Below are 17794 nucleotides of genomic sequence, written 5' to 3'. Positions count from 1 at the left end.
CCGTAAATTATTTAAAAATAATCATTTTGATTAAACTGTATACATATCGTATACTTAACCTACAGAAATTAGAGTTGCAATAAAGGCCAGGAGGCTATTATGAAAATACTAATGATTTCCGTAGTATTAAGTACCCCCCTTTTCTTAACTGCTCTGCCTGCTTTTTCGGCTCTACCCTCTGCGCTTGAGAATCCAGCACTAAGGACCGATGCTGCAGTTAACAATAATTTACCCAAAGCAACCAATTATACCCATTGGTATCGATGGCATCATTGGAACCTTTGGTAAATTTTTAGTTATGTCTCTTAGGGTTCACTATTGAGGAAGAGATTATGAATAAATTAATACTTGCGTTAATGGTATCAGGAATGACATTTTTAGTCACAGGGTGTGTTACGGAGCGTGTTTATAATCAATCTTATACTAAAACTTATTATACCCCAGCTCATACGACTCCAGCTTACACTTATTCGGCCGGTTATCATACGAGCCCCTATTGGGATATAGATTATTATAATGATAGCGATGCATATTATTATGGGTATAACGATTTAGGTGATGTGGGGTATTGGGGTATGTACAATACTTATCAGGTTTATTAATTATGGTTTTATCTGGTTGAGATAGATCCTCGTAGTTAAGTGCGAGGATCTAAGAACTTCCAGCAATCTTTAATTAATAAATGAAATTGAATTTTGGGGCGTGCATTTTTATTATTCTTTGGCGCGAGAAACGTACTCACCTTTGCGAGTATCTACTTTAATTAACTCTCCAGTTTGCACAAATAAGGGAACGCGCACTACCGCTCCGGTTTCTAAAATGGCGGGCTTTCCACCACCTCCAGAGGTATCGCCTTTTAATCCAGGATCTGTCTCGGTAATTTCTAAAATTACAAAATTAGGTGGTGTCACTTGTATGGGTTCATTATTCCAAAGGGTTACGATACAAATATCTTGTTCTTTTAACCATTGTGCCGCATCAGCAAGTACTTCTTTACTTAAGGCATATTGTTCAAAATTATCAGGAACCATGAAATGCCATTGTTCACCATCGTTATAAAGATATTGCATTTCTACATCGGCAACGTCAGCAGAAGGTAACGATTCATTTGATTTAAATGTGCGCTCCACAACTCGACCTGTTTTCAAGTTACGAATTTTAATGCGGGTAAAAGCTTGTCCTTTTCCTGGTTTTACAAATTCACAATCGAGAATGGTACATGGGGCGTCATCAACCATTACTTTCAAGCCATTTTTAAATTCATTGGTGCTATAAATTGCCATTAGTGCTCCACAGTTGAGATTTTGCTTCGTTTTAGTTAAAGTTCGCACAGTTTATCAAGTCTGTGTAATTAATGCGAGATTCCTCTTTAAGTTGGCAAAAAAATTTGGCACAAGGTTTTGCTTCAGTCACTGAATTATTAAATTTTCTGGAGCTGCCTTTATCTACTGGAAACGTGCACGCTGAAAAGCAATTTTCTAGTCGTGTTCCTTTAGGATTTGCTAAACGTATGCAAAAAGGTAATCCTCGTGATCCTTTATTGCTCCAAGTTTTAGCGACTGAAGATGAATTACAAAGTAATGAAGAATACAGTGACGATCCTTTAGAGGAGCGCAGTAGTAATCCAATTCGAGGATTAATGCATAAATATTACGGTCGAGTGTTGTTAACTTTGACCGGGGTCTGCGCAGTGAATTGCCGTTATTGCTTTCGCCGACATTTTCCCTATCAAGACAATAATCCTGGACGCAATGGATTTAAAGCCATTTGTGACTATATAGCCCAAGATGCAAGTATTACCGAGGTAATTTTAAGTGGCGGTGATCCCTTGTTGGCCTCTGATTTGGTACTGGCCGAGTTAATAAAACAATTGGAAGAAATTCCTCATTTACATACCTTACGCATTCATACACGGATTCCTGTAGTATTTCCCGAACGGATGGAGCAGAGCTTACTTGCACTATTACAAACAACGCGATTCAAGAAGGTAATTGTGTTGCATTGTAACCATGCTCAGGAACTGGATGATTCGGTAGGTCAAGTCCTTCGTGAGTTACAACAAATAGGATGTCATCTTTTGAATCAAACTGTTTTACTCGCAGGAATAAATGATGAGGCTCATATTTTGGCTAATTTAAGTCAAACTTTATTTGCATATGGAGTTTTACCTTATTATTTACACCGATTGGATAAAGTAAAAGGAGCTGCTCACTTTGATTTGCCGTTTGAGAAAGTACAAGCTATTTATCACCAATTACAAAATCTTTTGCCAGGATACCTTTTACCGCGTTTGGTTTGCGAAGAGCCCGGAAAATTAAGTAAAACTCTATTAATTTAGGGTATACTGGAGCCTGATACTTTGCTTTTTCTAACAAAATTTCAATAAGCTAACGGGTGATCCCCATGCAAAAGTTTTAAGAGATAAAGAATGAAAAAATTACCTGTATTAAATCCCGGAGATGCGATTGAAATTATTGCACCTTCATCTCGAAGTACGGACAGTCAATTGCTCGAGTTAAAAGAATTATTAGAGTCTTGGGAGTTGAAATGTATCGTGCAACATGACATTTTTGCTCAGGATTTCTTATGCGCTAATACAGATGAGATGCGATTTAAACATTTGAAAAACGCCTTACACAATCCCGAAACAAAAGCAGTAATTTGTGTGCGTGGTGGTTACGGTTCGACGCGTTTAATTCCCCGATTAGCAGAACTTGAACCTCCTGAATCGGTTAAACTATTCATTGGCATCAGTGACATCACCTGTCTGCATCTTTATTTGCAACAACATTGGGGTTGGCCCACAATTCATGGGGCTGCTGCGCCTGATAAATTTTCCAAAGACTCAATTGCAGCCGTGAAGTCTATTTTATTGAGGGAGACCCCGGCTAAGTTCACGGGGCTTATTCCATTGAACAAGGCTGCACAAAAAGAGGAGATTATTAAGTCTCCGGTTACTGGGGGCAATTTAGCAATCATTCAATCTGGTATTGGCACATGTTGGCAAATGGATGGTCGAGATAAAATTATTTTGCTCGAAGAAGTAGGTGAACGAGGATATCGTGTGGATCGAATGCTGGAGCATTTAAAACAAGCGGATATCTTTACAAATGCGGCAGCAATTCTATTGGGCGATTTTCTCAACGGGGATGAACCAAATGGTTCTTCTTTAATTGAACCCGTCTTACAACGTTTTGCTGAACGTAGTGCTATTCCAGTACTAAGAATTGCAGGGATAGGGCATGGTACAATCAATTTTCCTATCCCTCTGGGAACAGAAGCACATTTGCAACTTGGCGAACATGCCCAATTAACGTGCTTTCGCTAACTTGGGAGCAGCAAAATCAGTACTTGCTGCCCCCGTTTTTTAAATCGTACTTCCTTCCTCTTGATACAGCTTAATTAACTTTTCTTGAGCGCAACTCGTTCCTTGCGTTACTGGTTTATAACTTCCATCACTTTGCATTTCCCACGTATTGCTGTTGTCCTTGAGGTAGTTTTTGATAATTTCTTGCTTGATCCGCTTTTTACATTGCTCATCCAGGATTGGAAACATAATTTCAATGCGATGGTATAAATTTCTTTCCATTAGATCGGCGCTTGAACAAAAGTAATGTTCTTCTTCTTGAATCCGAAAATAAAATACTCGATGATGTTCCAAGAAGCGTCCAATATAGGAAAGTACTCGTATATTTTCCGAAATACCGGGTATTCCGGGTTTTAAACAACAGACTCCCCGCACAAGCAAATTTATTTTCACTCCCGCTTGTGATGCCTTATATAAGGCCTGAATTATCGTTTTATCGGCTAATCCATTTACTTTTAAAAGGATCTCGGTGTCTTCATTTTTTAATCCAGCTGCAGTACATTGTTCAATATATTGCAATAGGGTTTTTTGTAAGGTAAATGGTGAATGGCTTAGTGCTTTAAGTTTGACAACTTTACCCAGCCCAGTTAACTGTTGGAAAATAATTTGAATATCTGAGGTAATCGTTGGTTCGCAAGTTAATAAACCTAAGTCAGTGTATCGTTTTGCTGTGTACTCATGGTAGTTGCCGGTGCTTAAATGGACGTAACGCTTTAGTTTTCCATGAGCTCGACGAACAACTAGGGTCATTTTAGCATGGGTTTTATAGCCTACGACTCCATAAAGCACCAGAATTCCTGCGGCATGTAATCGGTTTGCTAGTTTTAGATTGGATTCCTCATCAAAACGAGCCCGTAATTCGATTACTGCGGTCACTTCCTTGCCAGAATGAGCTGCATCAACCAAAGCATCGACCATTACAGATTCTGATCGGGTACGATATAATGTTTGGCTTATTGCCAACACATTGGGATCGCTTGCTGCCTGTCTTACAAAATCAATAACGAGTTCAAAGCTTTGATAGGGATGATGAAGGAGAATGTCTTGTTCATCGATCACATTGAATAGATTTCGTTCTGATCTAGGAAATTGAGGATATTGTGCTGAGAAAGGGGGGTAATTCAAGTCAGGTCTTTCAATGCTGTTAATTGCAGTTAAATGACGTTGTATATTAACGGGCCCATCACAATAATAAGTATCTTCATGGCGAAGATGATATTTTTGTAATAAAAAATCCACAATTTTCTCGGGACAATTTTTTTCAATTTCTAATCGAACCACATGACCATAATGACGAGAAAAAATTTCTCGTTGCACAGCCTTCGCCAAATCATCAATTTCTTCTTCTCGTAAAAAAAGATCACTATTTCGAGTAAGACGAAAAGAATAACAACCACTTATTTCCATTCCTGGGAATAAACTATTGACGTGGGTAGTAATAATAGAGGAGAGATGAACAAAATAATGAGCATCTCCACATAACTCCGAAGGCAAATGAATGACTCGAGGAAGTGATCTCGGGGCATGTACCACTGCATAATTAATGTTACGATCAAAAGCATCTTTACCACTTAAAGAAATAATGAAGTTTAGGCTTTTGTTAATTAGTTGTGGCAAGGGATGTGCTAGATCGAGCGCAATAGGACTAATTACCGGTTGAATCTCGTGCTTAAAATAGTGTTTTGCCCACAAGTGAATATCATCAGTCCATTGTTCGGTATCCAGAAAATAAATATTTTCCTTAGCTAGGGCTGGAAGGAGTTGTTTATTAAAGATCGAGTAAAGCTGATCGATAAGTTTATGTGTTTTTTGACTGATTTGGCTAAATGCTTCATCAGATCGTAAACCATCAATAGTCAATTTTCCTGAAGACATTGCAATTTTTTCTTTAAGGCCTGCTACACGTATTTCAAAAAACTCATCAAGGTTACTGCTACAAATACTTAAAAAACGCATTCTTTCCAGCAAAGGCACCCGTTCGTCATTAGCCAGCATCAGTACACGCTGATTAAATGCGATAATTGAGAATTCTCTATTGATGTAGTATTCGGGGTTGTCCAACACAGTGTCCAAGTGTAACTCCATTTTTCTTACAAAAAGTAATAAGGCTTGGCTATGTTATTATTTTAGGTCTTAACGGACCAGAAAAAAACATACCACTATAAATCCTATAAACCCATAAAAAGGTGATAAGTTCCAGAAGGTTAACGCAATAAAAAAAACCAAACAACACAACACAATAGGGATTGAAAAATACATACCTACAACGCCCTGCCCAACTGAGTAACTGGCAGCTGCAAGTAAGGCCAATGCACCATATTGTACGCCTATCATTATTTTTCGCATTCCCGGCCCATTATGGCTTGTGAGCCAATGATAGCCTGCTATCGCCATCAGTAGTCCCGGTAAATTAAGACTTAGAACAGCAAGGATTAAACCAGTGATTCCGGCAGCTTTATATCCAATAAGGGCCGATAATTTAACCCCGGTCAATCCTGGAAAAATAAAACTTGAACCCACCATGGCGATAAATTCTTCTTGTCCTATCCAATGTCGATAATCAACAGCTTCATACTCCAACAGCTTTAACATGGAATTCCCACCACCTAAGGAAATAAGACCAATTTTTCCGAAGCTTAGGATGATCGCGACTAAGGTATTTATCATAATTTCATTAAATTTTTCAGGAAAGTTACATATTCGCAGGAAACAGGTTCATCCAGCAAGTGTTTGGAGATAGTCTCTACCAAATGCAGCGATTTTCCTTCGATACATAAGCTAAAATAAATTTGGTTGCATACCTCGACACGAGCGAGTTCAATTTTTATGCTGGGTTTCGTTGGCAATTTATAGATAAGTGCTTCTTTTTTGACACAAACCTCAATTCCTTTCTGTTCAACTTGCTGTGCTATTTCTTGTAAATCTGGAGGAAGAGGTTGATCATAAGAATCGCTAAGAATTATTTTTGCTCCATAACCTGCTGTATGGTTTGATTGTTTGAGTAGAGGCTTGTAAAGCAATTGTTCCCTGCGTTTCTTAATGTTGTAATTTGTTCCAGGTAGCAAATAATAGTAATCTTCTCTATGTTTTTGCTTGTATTGAGCTAAATCGAGTATTGAGTCATCAATGATATTTAAGATAATTATTTTATTATCCGGCCAAAAGAAACGCTTTTCCCATTTTATCTGCTCGTCTTTTTTATCTACTAAAGTGGGCAAAGAAAAGCCAGTTTTGGGAGTAAACTCGAAATTCCAAACCAAACGTTGGTTCATGCTCAATTGCTACTCGTAAAATAAAGAGTATATACTACACCTTTATTATGCAAAGCAAGGGAAGGTATTGATATTATGGCCATTCTATTTTTTTTAGTGTACCTAATATTTACTTTGATTGTTCTTTACCGAGCAATGAATCCATTAGTTTGGGAGTTGGGTAGCGTTTTTTACTTAATTGTTGCCACTTTTGCTATTGGTTTGCCTTGGATTATTGGTTTTCTGCTCTGGCTTGTGATTATTGTCGCATTACTCGTAGTCTATCTTGAGCCGTTACGCGCCTCGATTGCGGACCACCTTTATAAGAGAGCTGGCAAATCGATTCCTAAGTTATCCAAAACAGAGGAAGAGGCTCTCAATGCAGGGGATACTTGGTTAGAACAAGATATCTTTACTGGAACTCCTAATTGGAACCGACTGGCAAATGTAGCTACAGAACTCTCTGCAGAAGAACAAGCCTTTCTTGAGAATGAAACGAACACTTTATGCAGCATGATCGATGAGTGGGAAATTAGCCAAACACGTGATTTACCCGAAAAAGTTTGGTCCTATATGAAGGAAAATGGATTTTTTGGTTTGGTCATTCCCAAAGAATATGGTGGCAAAGGATTTTCGGCGCGTGGTCATTCTGATGTAGTAATGAAAATATCCAGTCGTTCTGGAGTTGCTGCGGTAACGGTAATGGTTCCTAACTCTTTAGGCCCTGGCGAATTAATTAATTACTATGGTACCGAGGAACAAAAGAATCATTACTTACCGCGTCTTGCAAAAGGTATTGATATTCCTTGTTTTGCACTAACAGAACCCGGGGCTGGTAGTGATGCAACCTCCATTCAATCCACTGCTATCGTCATGAAGAAAAAAGTAGATGGCAAAATGGTACTCGGATTAAATATTACTTTAGATAAACGCTGGATTACTTTAGCACCCGTAGCAACCCTAATTGGCCTTGCAGTAAACGTGAAAGATCCCGATGGTTTATTGCAGGGTGAAGGACAAGAAGGTATTACATGCGTGTTGATCCCACGTGACACTAAGAATCTGGAAATTGGCAATCGTCACTTACCTTCGGATCAACCCTTTATGAATGGCACAATTCGTGGAAAAGATATTTTTGTGCCCATAACCACAGTGATTGGCGGTCAGCAACGGATAGGTAATGGATGGCAGATGTTGGTCGAATGCTTATCAATTGGTCGCTCCATTTCTTTACCGGCGCTTGGAGCGGGTTCTTCCTCTACTTGTTATTTGGCAACGAGTGCATTTGCGCGCATACGTTGTCAATTTGGTGTGGAAATTGGCCAATTTGAAGGAATTGAAGAAAAACTTGCAGAAATCGCAGGTTTAAATTATTTGATTAATTCAAACCGATTAATGACTGTAGCCGCGGTGAACGAGCATAAAAAACCTTCTGTAGCCTCTGCAATTGCGAAATATTTTAATACAGAATTGGCGCGATCAGTGGTTAATGCCTCAATGGATGTGCATGCAGGAAGAGCTGTAGTGGTGGGGCCACGTAATTATCTCACCAATTTTTATAATGGAGTGCCTATTTCTATTACGGTGGAAGGGGCTAATGTGATGTCACGTAACTTATTGATTTTTGGACAAGGCTCGATGGCATGCCATCCTTATATTCGCCAAGAGTTTTACGCAATATCCAACCAAGATAAAGAAGCTTTTAGAGAAATAATTTGGAAACATATTCAATATTTCATGCAAAATTTTGCCAAAACTATTTGTTCTGGATGGACGGGTGGAATATTTATTAGTGCTCCTAAACAAAAAATGAAACGTGAATATCAGCGGTTGGCACGCCTTAGCCACGCTTATGCATGGTTGGCGGATTTGTCTCTAATAGTCTTGGGGGGAGATTTAAAACGTAAAGAGCGACTCTCTGCGCGTCTTGCTGATGGTATGTCCTATCTTTATATGGCCATGGCTGTTTTACGTAATGTACAATTAAATAATGAAAATCCAGATGATGTATTGCATGCTCAATGGGCTGTTTCCTATTGTTTTTATCATGCGCAACGTGCAATGATCGCATTATGCAACAATTTTCCGTCCCGATTTTTAGGCGCTTTCGCTCGTGTTTTGGCCTTCCCTTTAGGACAAACGATGCGTTATCCAACGGATAAGCTGGATCAGCAATTAGCACGATTGATGACCAAGAATAATCAGTACCGCGATCGGTTGAAAAAGATTGTTTATTTAAGTGGGGATGCAAAGCAACCAATCGACAAAGTAGAGCAAGCTTTACAGCAAATCATTAAAACTGATGATCTAGCCAAAAAAATGGGCGACTTAAGACGAGTTAAATTCGGTAAGTTAAGAGATAAATTAAAAGAAAAAGTGGTGCTTAATGAGCTCACACAACAGGAAATGGATGCGTTACTTGCAACGGAAGCGGCGCGATGGGATGCTATTTTAGTTGATGAGTTCACTTTTGATTCCATGAAAAACCCATTATTTAACTCAGTTATTGATGAGATTAAATCACCCTTTATGCAGGAAGATGTTTCTTCTTAAAGAAGGATTTCCCGCGGGAAACCGCGGGTTTTAGTTATGTAATCTATAAGTTTTTCAGGAATAAAGAATAAGTAATAGGCTATACAACCTATATTTACGCGTTTTTAACAAGCAAGCTGAAAAAGCAGTTATCTTATAAATAACGTTAGTTTGCTATAATAAGTCAATACAAAATAGAATTCTTGTGAGAAATGTATGTCCTCAACTTCACCTGTAATATCATCGGGTAATGATAAAACCTTCGTTAGAGAAGATCTTCTAAAAGCAATGCAACTTGCAGGAACCTCAGCAGAGCTAGCTCAGTATTTAAAAAAACAAGTCCATGAGATAGTTGATACTTCCAGAGCTTTTAAAAAATCGCCCGAAAAAATGCAAGTGGCACAACAAATAATAAAAGCGGTTGACGAATTTACGCAACTTGTGGAATATAAATTTTCTGAACAAGAAAAGAAAATCTGGGCTGGTATACCGCCGAATTCAAGGTTTGAAAATATACACCGTGGAATCACCCAGGAAGCGGTAGAATTATTAGAGAAAAAAGGTTTTGCGGGAATCCGATTCGATTATGCTATCAAGCAGACTGGAGATGAGAAAGGACATTTTGTTCGCGGATATGCGTCTATAGAGAAAGGAGCTCCTCCATTGGATGGAGAAACAGTAGATGCTTTAGATCGTTTGTTTAATGCATGGTTAGCAAATGAACATCAAGTTCTAACTGAGAATGGTTTTTTCTTTAAAACGGACGCAGAAGGGAATAAAACAAGGCAGTTGACTGCAGATGAAGTAGAAGAGATCATGGCTGATTCAGCACAGGGCTTTAAGGATTATTTACAAAGCAATCATGCTGAAACCCCACTGGTGGCTCGCCAACGAGAATACCCAGGTGAACAGCGATTGGAAGAAGCCAAGAAGGCCGCAGCTCAAAAAGCTGTAGAGCGTGTAATAGAAGAAGAAGAAGCGGAAAAAGTCGAGGCCGAAGTTCAACCCCAAAACATTAGCCCAACCTAAACGGGGCTTTTTTACTGTTTAAAAAACAGTGCAAGGGGTCTAAGTTATTTATACATGTAGTGAATGCTGATTTTAGATCATATTCACTGCATGTAATCTTTCTAAAGTTCCTATATCAAACCAAAGGCCACTATAAAGGCTGGCTGTTACTTTATTTTCTCCAGCGTATTGACGGATTATAGGTGCAACCGAATAGCGACCGAGTTTGTAATTAGAAAATATATCTGGATGATAACAGCAGATACCTGCAAAGGTGTATTTTCGATCTGCATTACATAGTTGAGTTTGATTGATTAATCCGAAATCTCCAAGATGATTAAGGGCTGGATTTTTATTTACTAAAATTACATGAATGGTATGAATATTTTCGGGTTGTAATTGAGAGAAGTCAAAATCCGTATAGATATCCGCATTGACAGTGATAAAAGGTTTATCACCAAGCAGTGGCAATGCATTTACAATACCTCCACCTGTTTCTAAGCCTCCGGGCGGTTCTGGTGAATAACAAATTTCAATTCCCCAACGAGCTCCATCACCTAAATACTGACGGATTTTTCCCCCAAGATAGGCATGGTTTATGACTAATCGTTCAAAACCTGCTTTTGCTAAATTGCTTACATGGTGCTCTATTAAAGGCTTTTCTTTAACAATGCAAAGGGCTTTGGGGGTGATATCAGTAAGCGGTTTTAAACGATCGCCACGTCCAGCAGCTAATATCATCGCAGTTTTCATGGTAGATAAACTCTCATTTGCATAAATTGAAAGAATGAATGTAATTCCTTATAAATTTCTGTACATTCAAGTACATATTTAAAAGTTAAAGGTAAGTCTTTAAGATATCCAGGTTTGTTATCGCGTAAATGCAAGCGAGAAAAGATTCCTAAAACTTTTAAATGTCTTTGTAAACCACAAAGATCAAATGCACGGATAAATTCAGGCAAGGAATAATCTTTAGTTAAAGTACTTTGAGCGTAAAAAAATTCAACCCATTCCAGGACTTTACTTCTTGGCCAGGAAATATAACAATCTTTGAGCAAAGAAACCAAATCATAAGTAAATGGGCCAATCATTGCATCTTGAAAGTCAATAACTCCCAAGGTTGATTCCACCTCATTTTGTAATAGCATCAGATTGCGAGAGTGGTAATCACGATGAATAAAAGTCAACGGTTGAAGGGCTACTTCTGTGGCGATCCAATCCATGGTTTGTTGTACTAAAGAATGTTCATCTTGTGTTAGTTGTAAATCGAGATATGCTTTAAAAAACCATTCAGAGCATAAACTCATTTCTTTGAGCATATGTGCTTTATCAAACTGTGCAAGAGTCGGATTGTAACTGGAACAGTTTTGAATTTTAAATAAAGTGTTTATTGCATGATAATAATGTTCATCCACGTTTTCGGAGTGAAGGGCATTCAAGAGAAGTTGATCTCCTAAATCACTTAATAATAAGAATCCATCGGCTAAATTAGTTGCTAGAATTTTCGGCGTTTGAACTTCCACTTTCTCAAGGGTTTGTGCAATATATATAAAAGGTTTAAGATCCTCTTTTCCTGGAGGCGCATCCATGACAACTTGGGTGATTCCATTATATTTTAGACGAAAATATCGTCTAAAACTGGCATCTCCAGCCAAAGGAGTTAATTGGAAATCTTCTAGTTTTAGCGTATCAATTAACCATTCTTTAAGTGCGTTTTCTCTAGCATGCATGGTATACTTTCCCATCATTATTTCTGGTTGTAACTTATAACCAAGATCTCCTCTCTCATGAATAGAGAGAATAAAGAGGTAGGCTGTGGTATGAATTATACCGCAATACCTTTAGCGTGAACGCGACGATCTTAAAGTAAACAGTTACATATTTTTTGTGTGCATGATAAGGCATTTTATTACCCGTGAACAAGATTTCATTTAAATGGTTCTTGATGAGCATCTGTATGACCTTACTTATTTTGCTCATGGTAATTTATCATGCGTTAGCCCATTCTGCTTCTATAATTAATGAACCCGTTCAAGCCTGTGTCATCGCTCGCGATGTGGATTTAACTGATTCAGTGAGGTCGAAATTTGCTCAATGCTTGGGTTGGTACGCAGATCAAAGTTCCCCGATTTGCCTTGGTTCATATCAACCGCTCACGGTGACGCCGCTTGCCTCACCTGATGAAATCAGGATTATGGCCGATCAAGTTTCTTTTTATCAAGATAAGCCATCCACCTTATCGGGCCATGTTGAAGTACAGCAAGGTCAAAGAATAGTCAATGCACAAACAGCACATGTTTATCGTGATCCAAAAAGTAAAGAGGTCACGAAAATAGAATTTTTGGGTAATGTTCATTACCTGGAACCTGATAAATTATTGATTGCTCGTAAAGCAACAATCAATCCTCAAGATAAATCAGGTCAAACTGAAGATGTACTCTATCGTTTTAATACCAACAAAAATTCGGCAATCTTGCCTGCATGGGGAAGAGCCAGTTTAATGCAGCGCTTTCCAAATTCAGATTACTTATTACGGCGGGCGACATACACTACTTGTGCCCCACAAGATAAAGCTTGGGATATAGAGGCTAAATCAATTGTCATTGATAACAAGAAAAAGATGGGTGTCGCTAGGAATGTGAAGTTACGTATTCATGACTGGCCGCTACTTTATGTTCCTTACCTGAGTTTTCCTACAACTAAAGAACGTAAATCAGGTTTTTTAATGCCTATAGTGGGATATTCGAATGTAGGGGGTTTTGATCTAGGACTTCCTTATTATTGGAATATTGCTCCAAACTATGATTTGACTGTAACACCGCATCTTTATACTGAGCGGAATGTTATGTTAAGCGGAGATTTCCGTTATTTAACGCCACACAGCGTGGGCTTTCTTACTGGGAGTTTTTTACCGAACGATGCTGCATACCGGAATTTTTTGGACAATAATGTAGAAGAATTTCCCTTTTTTAGAGATAAGTCAACAAATCGATGGTCATTTGGGGTTCGTGATACCACGCAATTGAGCTCTAATTTGCGTTTAAATGTAAATGTGCAACAAGTTTCTGATGATTATTACTTCCAGGATTTTAGTACCAATTTGGCACGGATTACTCAGCGACAATTATTGCGCCAAGCCGATTTAACCTATTCGACAGAACATTGGACTTTTAGAAGTATGGTTCAAAGTTTTCAAACGTTACACCCGATCAATGAGACTCCTATTCTTGATCAATATGAACGTTTACCGCAAATAAATGCTCGTGGTTATTATTATGACTTGCCCGCACAGGCCAATTTAAATATAACAGGGCAATATGATCAGTTTATTTGGCCGACATCACCTCAATTTTTACGAAAAATGCCTCAGGGTCCAAGGTTTCACCTAAACCCAATTCTTTCTGTGCCACAGCGAACGAGTTGGGGATTTATAACACCATCAGCTGAGTTTGTAGAAAACTACTATCAGGTCCAGAATAATTGGATTGATACGAACACTGAAGATAACCGTTTTATTCCTCGTTTTAGTACCCATGGTGGTTTATTTTTTGATAGGAACTTTAATTGGAGGGGTAAGTCATACACCCAAACTTTAGAGCCAAGTTTATATTATTTGTATGTTCCTTTTTATAATCAAAGTCAGCTTCCGATATATGATACGGGGAACATGATTTTTAATTTTGATCAACTATTTAGAACCAATCGCTTTTCCGGATTCGACCGAATTGGTGATGCTAATCAATTATCCTATGCAGTAACCACTCGTTGGCTTTCAGGAAGTACGGGTACTGAATTAGCCAGTTTTTCGGTGGGTCAAATTAAATATTTTTCGGATAGACAAGTACAGCTATGTCGTAGTCCTACCGGAATTTGCACCGCAAATCCTCTTGAGATTGGCCACTTATCTCCCTTTTCTGAAACATCCCCTATAGCTTCTCGGGCAGTTTATCACTTTAACCGATCTTTAAAAATTCTCGGTGATTATGTATGGGATCCTGCAACTTCCGGGACAAACAATGGGGATTTAAACTTACATTATCAACCTAAATTAAATGCAGTCATTAATTTAGGCTACAGCTATTTAGTTAATGGAGATGTGACCAAAGTTAGGAATAATGCAGGGGTAGATAATGCATTACATCAGGGAATGGTTTCTGCTGCTTGGCCAGTCAGTGATCGATGGAGCGCTATTGGCGCATATAGTCATAATATTAGTAAAGATTACAGTATGATGTCTTTATTAGGGATGCAATATGATAGTTGCTGTTGGGCTGTGAGAATTTTGGGAGGAAGAACGTTTAAGAGTTTAAATGCAGAATATATGCCCCAATATAATAACAACATCTATTTGCAAATTTTATTAAAAGGCTTAGGATCAGTAGCAAATAGTGATCCTGGGAGTGTATTGCGTACTTATATTCCTGGATATAGTGATCCATTTCATAGTTAGATCGAACATTGGTATAAATTAAAACAGAGTCGCTTGTGTTTTGAATAAAAATAACCTAAATTGCTCGAAAAAAAGTAATAAGGATTAACATGTATAAAAAAATAACCCTTGCATGCCTATTGTTTGCTGTCGTTGGCATGACCGAAGCAAAACAATTATTGGATAAGGTGGTTGCAGTTGTTAATAACGGAGTAATCACTGCAAGTGAACTAAACAAACAAGTTGAATTGACAAAGAAACAAATTATTGCTCAAAGAATGCAAGTTCCAGAAGATTCAGTGTTACGTAAGCAAGTACTTCAACATTTAATTGATGTGAATGTGCAGTTGCAGATGGCAAAGCAACACGGCCTCACGGTAGATGATACAGAGTTAAACCAGGCCATTGAAAAAATAGCTACTGCGAATCATGCCACTGTAACTCAATTGCGGGAGGAAATTACTAGACAAGGAATGACTTGGAATGAATACAGAGAAAATATTCGAAAAGAAATTCTTCTTTCTAACTTGCAACAAAAGGCGGTTGGGCGGGACGCTGCAGTTTCAAATGAACAAGTTGAGCAATATCTTAAAACAGAAGGGGGAATAATCAACCGTTCGGCACTGACCTATCATCTTCAGAATATAGTTATTCCCTTAAATGAAGAGCCTACATCAGAAGAATTAAAAAAAGCCAAGGCCAAAGCAGATTCGTTGCTGGTGCAGATAAAAAAAGGTGGGGATTTTAGTCGCTTGGCTATAGAAAATTCCAGTGGTGAATTTGCATTGGAAGGAGGTGATTTAGGTGAGCGTCATTTAGCTGAATTACCCGAATTGTTTGCTAAGGAAGTAGTAAATATGAAAGTGGGACAAGTATCAGGTCCCTTACGTGCAGGTAATGGTTTTCAATTAATTAAACTGGTTTCTATTGGTGGTGACAATCAACATCATGTCATTACCAAAACTCATGTTCGTCATATTCTTTTAAAGCCTGATCCAAGCATGCTTCCTGAAGATTCCAAAAAACAAGTGAATAATATTTATCAGCAACTAAAATCAGGTAAAGATTTTGCACTGATGGCAAAACAATACTCCCTGGATTCATCGAGTGCGGTAAAAGGTGGTGATTTAGGTTGGGTTTCGCCAGGAGTGTTAGTCCCTGAGTTTGAGAAAGCCATGGATAAGCTAGCTGTTAACGAGATAAGTCCACCTGTCAAATCACAATTTGGTTGGCATCTTATTCAAGTGCTTGGCCGTAAACAAGAAGATGATTCCGAAGCTTTTAAAAAGCAACAAGTACGACAATTTTTACAACAACGAAAGTTTGCAGAAGCAGTTCAAAATTGGCAACAACACATACGTTCGGATGCTTATGTGAATATCATTGAAAAGGAGCTGGCGTGAGGCCTTTGCTTATAAGCAGCGGGGAACCAGCTGGAGTTGGTCCAGATTTATGTCTGGCACTTGCGGGGTATAATTTTCCTTTGGTAATTTTAGGAGATCAGGCCGTATTAGAAGCTCGAGCTAAAGAACTAAATTTCGAAGTTTGTTTTACCCCTTATAAAACTGGACAAGTTGTTGAAACTAAACCTGGTCATTTGACCGTATGTTCGGTGACTTGTCCTGAGAAAGTGCAAAGTGGGCATCTAAACCCTAAAAATGCCAGTTATGTTATAGAGTTGTTAAATCAAGCCGCCAGATTATGTGGACAAGGTGATTTTTCTGGATTAATTACGGCGCCAGTCCACAAGGCAAATATTAACGAAGCGGGCATCTCATTTACGGGTCATACTGAATTTTTTGCACAATACTACAAAGTAGATGTAGTAATGATGTTAGCGAGTACAGCGATGAAAGTTGCTTTAGTGACTACCCATCTTCCATTACGTAGGGTATCTGATGCCATTACATCAGAACTTATTATAAAAGTGATTACTCAGGTACATCAATCCTTAATCCAAGATTTCAATATTAAAAACCCCTGCATTAAAGTGGCCGGTTTAAATCCACATGCGGGCGAGTCGGGATATTTGGGAAGGGAAGAAATTGAGATAATCTCTCCTGCGCTAACTGTATTAAAAGAACGAGGTATGAATGTTGAAGGTCCTATGCCGGCAGATACGATGTTCATTAACAGTCATCTAAAAAATTGTGATGCTTATGTTGCTATGTATCATGATCAAGGTTTACCCGTAATTAAACATGCTGATTTTCATAATGCGGTGAATGTAACATTAGGCTTACCAATAATACGTACCTCAGTAGACCATGGAACGGCTTTAGAGTTGGCAGGCAAAAATAAACTCGACCCGGGATCAATGTTTGCCGCTGTCGATATGGCGAAAGCTATGGCTTTATCTAGGATGAACTCATGATTAGTTTAATAGCTGCAATTGATGAAACTGGGGGGTTAGGACTCAATAACCAATTACTTTGCCATTTACCTGCCGATTTACAACATTTTAAATCTACCACTATGGGTAAACCTATTATTATGGGAAGAAAAACATTTGCTTCTATAGGAAAACCATTGCCCGGGCGATTAAATATTGTGCTCAGTCGTAATGTACCCAGAATTGAAGGAGTGACTGTTGTTGATTCTTTAGAAAAAGCTATCCAGCAAACAGACGAGTTTCCTGAAATAATGATACTAGGTGGAGCAGAACTTTTTACGGAAGCAATGGAAAAAGCAACCCGTCTATATATAACACATATCCATCATCAATTTACGGCGGATGTTTTTTTTCCAGAAATTGATGCAGCAATATGGCATTGTTGTAATGAACAATTTAGACCATGTGATGAAAAAAACAAATATGATCTGACATTCTGCACTTATGAGCGTGCCAAATAGCAGAATATATATTTGAGAAGTAGCTTCGACCTCTTTGCAAAATCCTATATTTAGTTTCATCCAGAACTTAGGAAGTATCTAAGAACTCAGTGACATCCTCTATGTTTTCTATCGCAAACTCTTTTTAAAACTAAACTAAAGTACACTCCATTAAGCCAATAAATGTCCAAAATGGACGTGCAAAGATCTATATGGACTACTATAGATAAATAAAAGAAAACAATTAAAAAAAAATGAAAAAAGTGTTTGACACTGAGAGTGAAATCAGTAGAATACGCAGCACGCCTTCGGGGCAGGTTCATTAAGAAGATAGAAGACAAACTGTGTGGGCACTTTGAAGAACCTTTGAGTGCT

16 protein-coding genes are annotated in these 17794 nt (G+C 38.3%); 10 read left to right on the top strand and 6 right to left on the bottom strand.

Annotated elements, in window-relative coordinates; translation table 11 throughout:
• The first annotated feature begins 99 nt into the window (after positions 1 to 99).
• Together ACWTE2_RS05170 and ACWTE2_RS05165 are read left to right on the top strand one after the other, a co-directional pair.
• The gene (locus tag ACWTE2_RS05170) at positions 100 to 288 is read left to right on the top strand and encodes a hypothetical protein (protein ID WP_454784456.1); all 189 of its coding nucleotides are present in this window, start codon (positions 100 to 102) and stop codon (positions 286 to 288) included.
• A gap of 44 nt (positions 289 to 332) precedes the next feature.
• Entirely contained in the window at positions 333 to 602 is a 270-nt protein-coding gene (locus tag ACWTE2_RS05165; RefSeq protein ID WP_454784455.1) for a hypothetical protein, read from the top strand.
• 111 nt (positions 603 to 713) lie between these two features.
• On the opposite strand, the gene efp is transcribed toward ACWTE2_RS05165, so the two are convergent.
• Positions 714 to 1283, bottom strand: a complete 570-nt coding sequence (gene efp, locus ACWTE2_RS05160) for an elongation factor P (RefSeq protein WP_182391687.1) — start codon at positions 1281 to 1283, stop codon at positions 714 to 716.
• A gap of 71 nt (positions 1284 to 1354) precedes the next feature.
• Between efp and epmB the strand changes: the two genes are divergently transcribed.
• Positions 1355 to 2338 (top strand): EF-P beta-lysylation protein EpmB, encoded by a 984-nt coding sequence (gene epmB / locus ACWTE2_RS05155; protein WP_454784454.1) that lies wholly within the window; start codon positions 1355 to 1357, stop codon positions 2336 to 2338.
• 90 nt (positions 2339 to 2428) lie between these two features.
• Positions 2429 to 3328: a S66 peptidase family protein gene (locus tag ACWTE2_RS05150; RefSeq protein WP_454784453.1), complete on the top strand. Its 900-nt coding sequence runs from the start codon at positions 2429 to 2431 to the stop codon at positions 3326 to 3328.
• 39 nt (positions 3329 to 3367) lie between these two features.
• On the opposite strand, the gene ppk1 is transcribed toward ACWTE2_RS05150, so the two are convergent.
• From ppk1 to ACWTE2_RS05135, 3 genes are read right to left on the bottom strand one after another with little or no spacing between them, the layout of a single operon-like run.
• On the bottom strand, positions 3368 to 5440 hold the full coding sequence (gene ppk1, locus ACWTE2_RS05145) for a polyphosphate kinase 1 (protein ID WP_454784452.1): 2073 nt from the start codon (positions 5438 to 5440) through the stop codon (positions 3368 to 3370).
• Positions 5441 to 5500: 60 nt separating this feature from the next.
• Positions 5501 to 6034 carry a chromate transporter gene (locus ACWTE2_RS05140; RefSeq protein ID WP_454784451.1) on the bottom strand — a complete coding sequence of 178 codons (534 nt, stop codon included), beginning with the start codon at positions 6032 to 6034 and terminating at the stop codon, positions 5501 to 5503.
• Complete coding sequence (locus tag ACWTE2_RS05135) at positions 6031 to 6639, bottom strand: hypothetical protein (RefSeq protein ID WP_454784450.1); 609 nt, start codon at positions 6637 to 6639, stop codon at positions 6031 to 6033. The genes ACWTE2_RS05140 and ACWTE2_RS05135 overlap by 4 nt, the downstream gene beginning before the upstream one ends.
• 75 nt (positions 6640 to 6714) lie before the next feature.
• On the opposite strand from ACWTE2_RS05135, the gene ACWTE2_RS05130 reads away from it, so the two are divergent.
• Positions 6715 to 9171: an acyl-CoA dehydrogenase gene (locus ACWTE2_RS05130; protein WP_454784449.1), complete on the top strand. Its 2457-nt coding sequence runs from the start codon at positions 6715 to 6717 to the stop codon at positions 9169 to 9171.
• A gap of 195 nt (positions 9172 to 9366) precedes the next feature.
• Entirely contained in the window at positions 9367 to 10179 is an 813-nt protein-coding gene (locus ACWTE2_RS05125; RefSeq protein ID WP_182391680.1) for a hypothetical protein, read from the top strand.
• A 72-nt stretch (positions 10180 to 10251) separates the two neighbouring features.
• Here the strand turns inward: ACWTE2_RS05125 and murU are convergent, their stop codons facing one another.
• Positions 10252 to 10911, bottom strand: coding sequence for an N-acetylmuramate alpha-1-phosphate uridylyltransferase MurU (gene murU / locus ACWTE2_RS05120; protein WP_454784448.1), 660 nt, complete (start codon positions 10909 to 10911; stop codon positions 10252 to 10254).
• Positions 10908 to 11888 carry an aminoglycoside phosphotransferase family protein gene (locus ACWTE2_RS05115; protein WP_454784447.1) on the bottom strand — a complete coding sequence of 327 codons (981 nt, stop codon included), beginning with the start codon at positions 11886 to 11888 and terminating at the stop codon, positions 10908 to 10910. Before ACWTE2_RS05115 ends, murU begins: the two co-directional genes overlap by 4 nt.
• Before the next feature lie 215 nt (positions 11889 to 12103).
• Here ACWTE2_RS05115 and ACWTE2_RS05110 point away from each other — a divergent pair, with 215 nt between their 5' ends.
• The 4 genes from ACWTE2_RS05110 to ACWTE2_RS05095 all read left to right on the top strand — a co-directional run bounded on the left by ACWTE2_RS05110 (position 12104) and on the right by ACWTE2_RS05095 (position 17440).
• On the top strand, positions 12104 to 14608 hold the full coding sequence (locus tag ACWTE2_RS05110) for an LPS-assembly protein LptD (RefSeq protein WP_454784446.1): 2505 nt from the start codon (positions 12104 to 12106) through the stop codon (positions 14606 to 14608).
• A gap of 89 nt (positions 14609 to 14697) precedes the next feature.
• Positions 14698 to 15990 carry a peptidylprolyl isomerase gene (locus ACWTE2_RS05105; RefSeq protein ID WP_182391676.1) on the top strand — a complete coding sequence of 431 codons (1293 nt, stop codon included), beginning with the start codon at positions 14698 to 14700 and terminating at the stop codon, positions 15988 to 15990.
• Positions 15987 to 16961: a 4-hydroxythreonine-4-phosphate dehydrogenase PdxA gene (gene pdxA, locus ACWTE2_RS05100; protein WP_454784445.1), complete on the top strand. Its 975-nt coding sequence runs from the start codon at positions 15987 to 15989 to the stop codon at positions 16959 to 16961. The genes ACWTE2_RS05105 and pdxA overlap by 4 nt, the downstream gene beginning before the upstream one ends.
• Complete coding sequence (locus ACWTE2_RS05095; RefSeq protein WP_454784444.1) at positions 16958 to 17440, top strand: dihydrofolate reductase; 483 nt, start codon at positions 16958 to 16960, stop codon at positions 17438 to 17440. The genes pdxA and ACWTE2_RS05095 overlap by 4 nt, the downstream gene beginning before the upstream one ends.
• Positions 17441 to 17794 lie beyond the last annotated feature (354 nt).

It is taken from the genome of Legionella nigrisilvae (genome assembly GCF_977063395.2).
The sequence above is the reverse complement of the archived record's forward strand: the minus strand, read 5'-3'. Positions and strand labels throughout refer to the sequence as shown.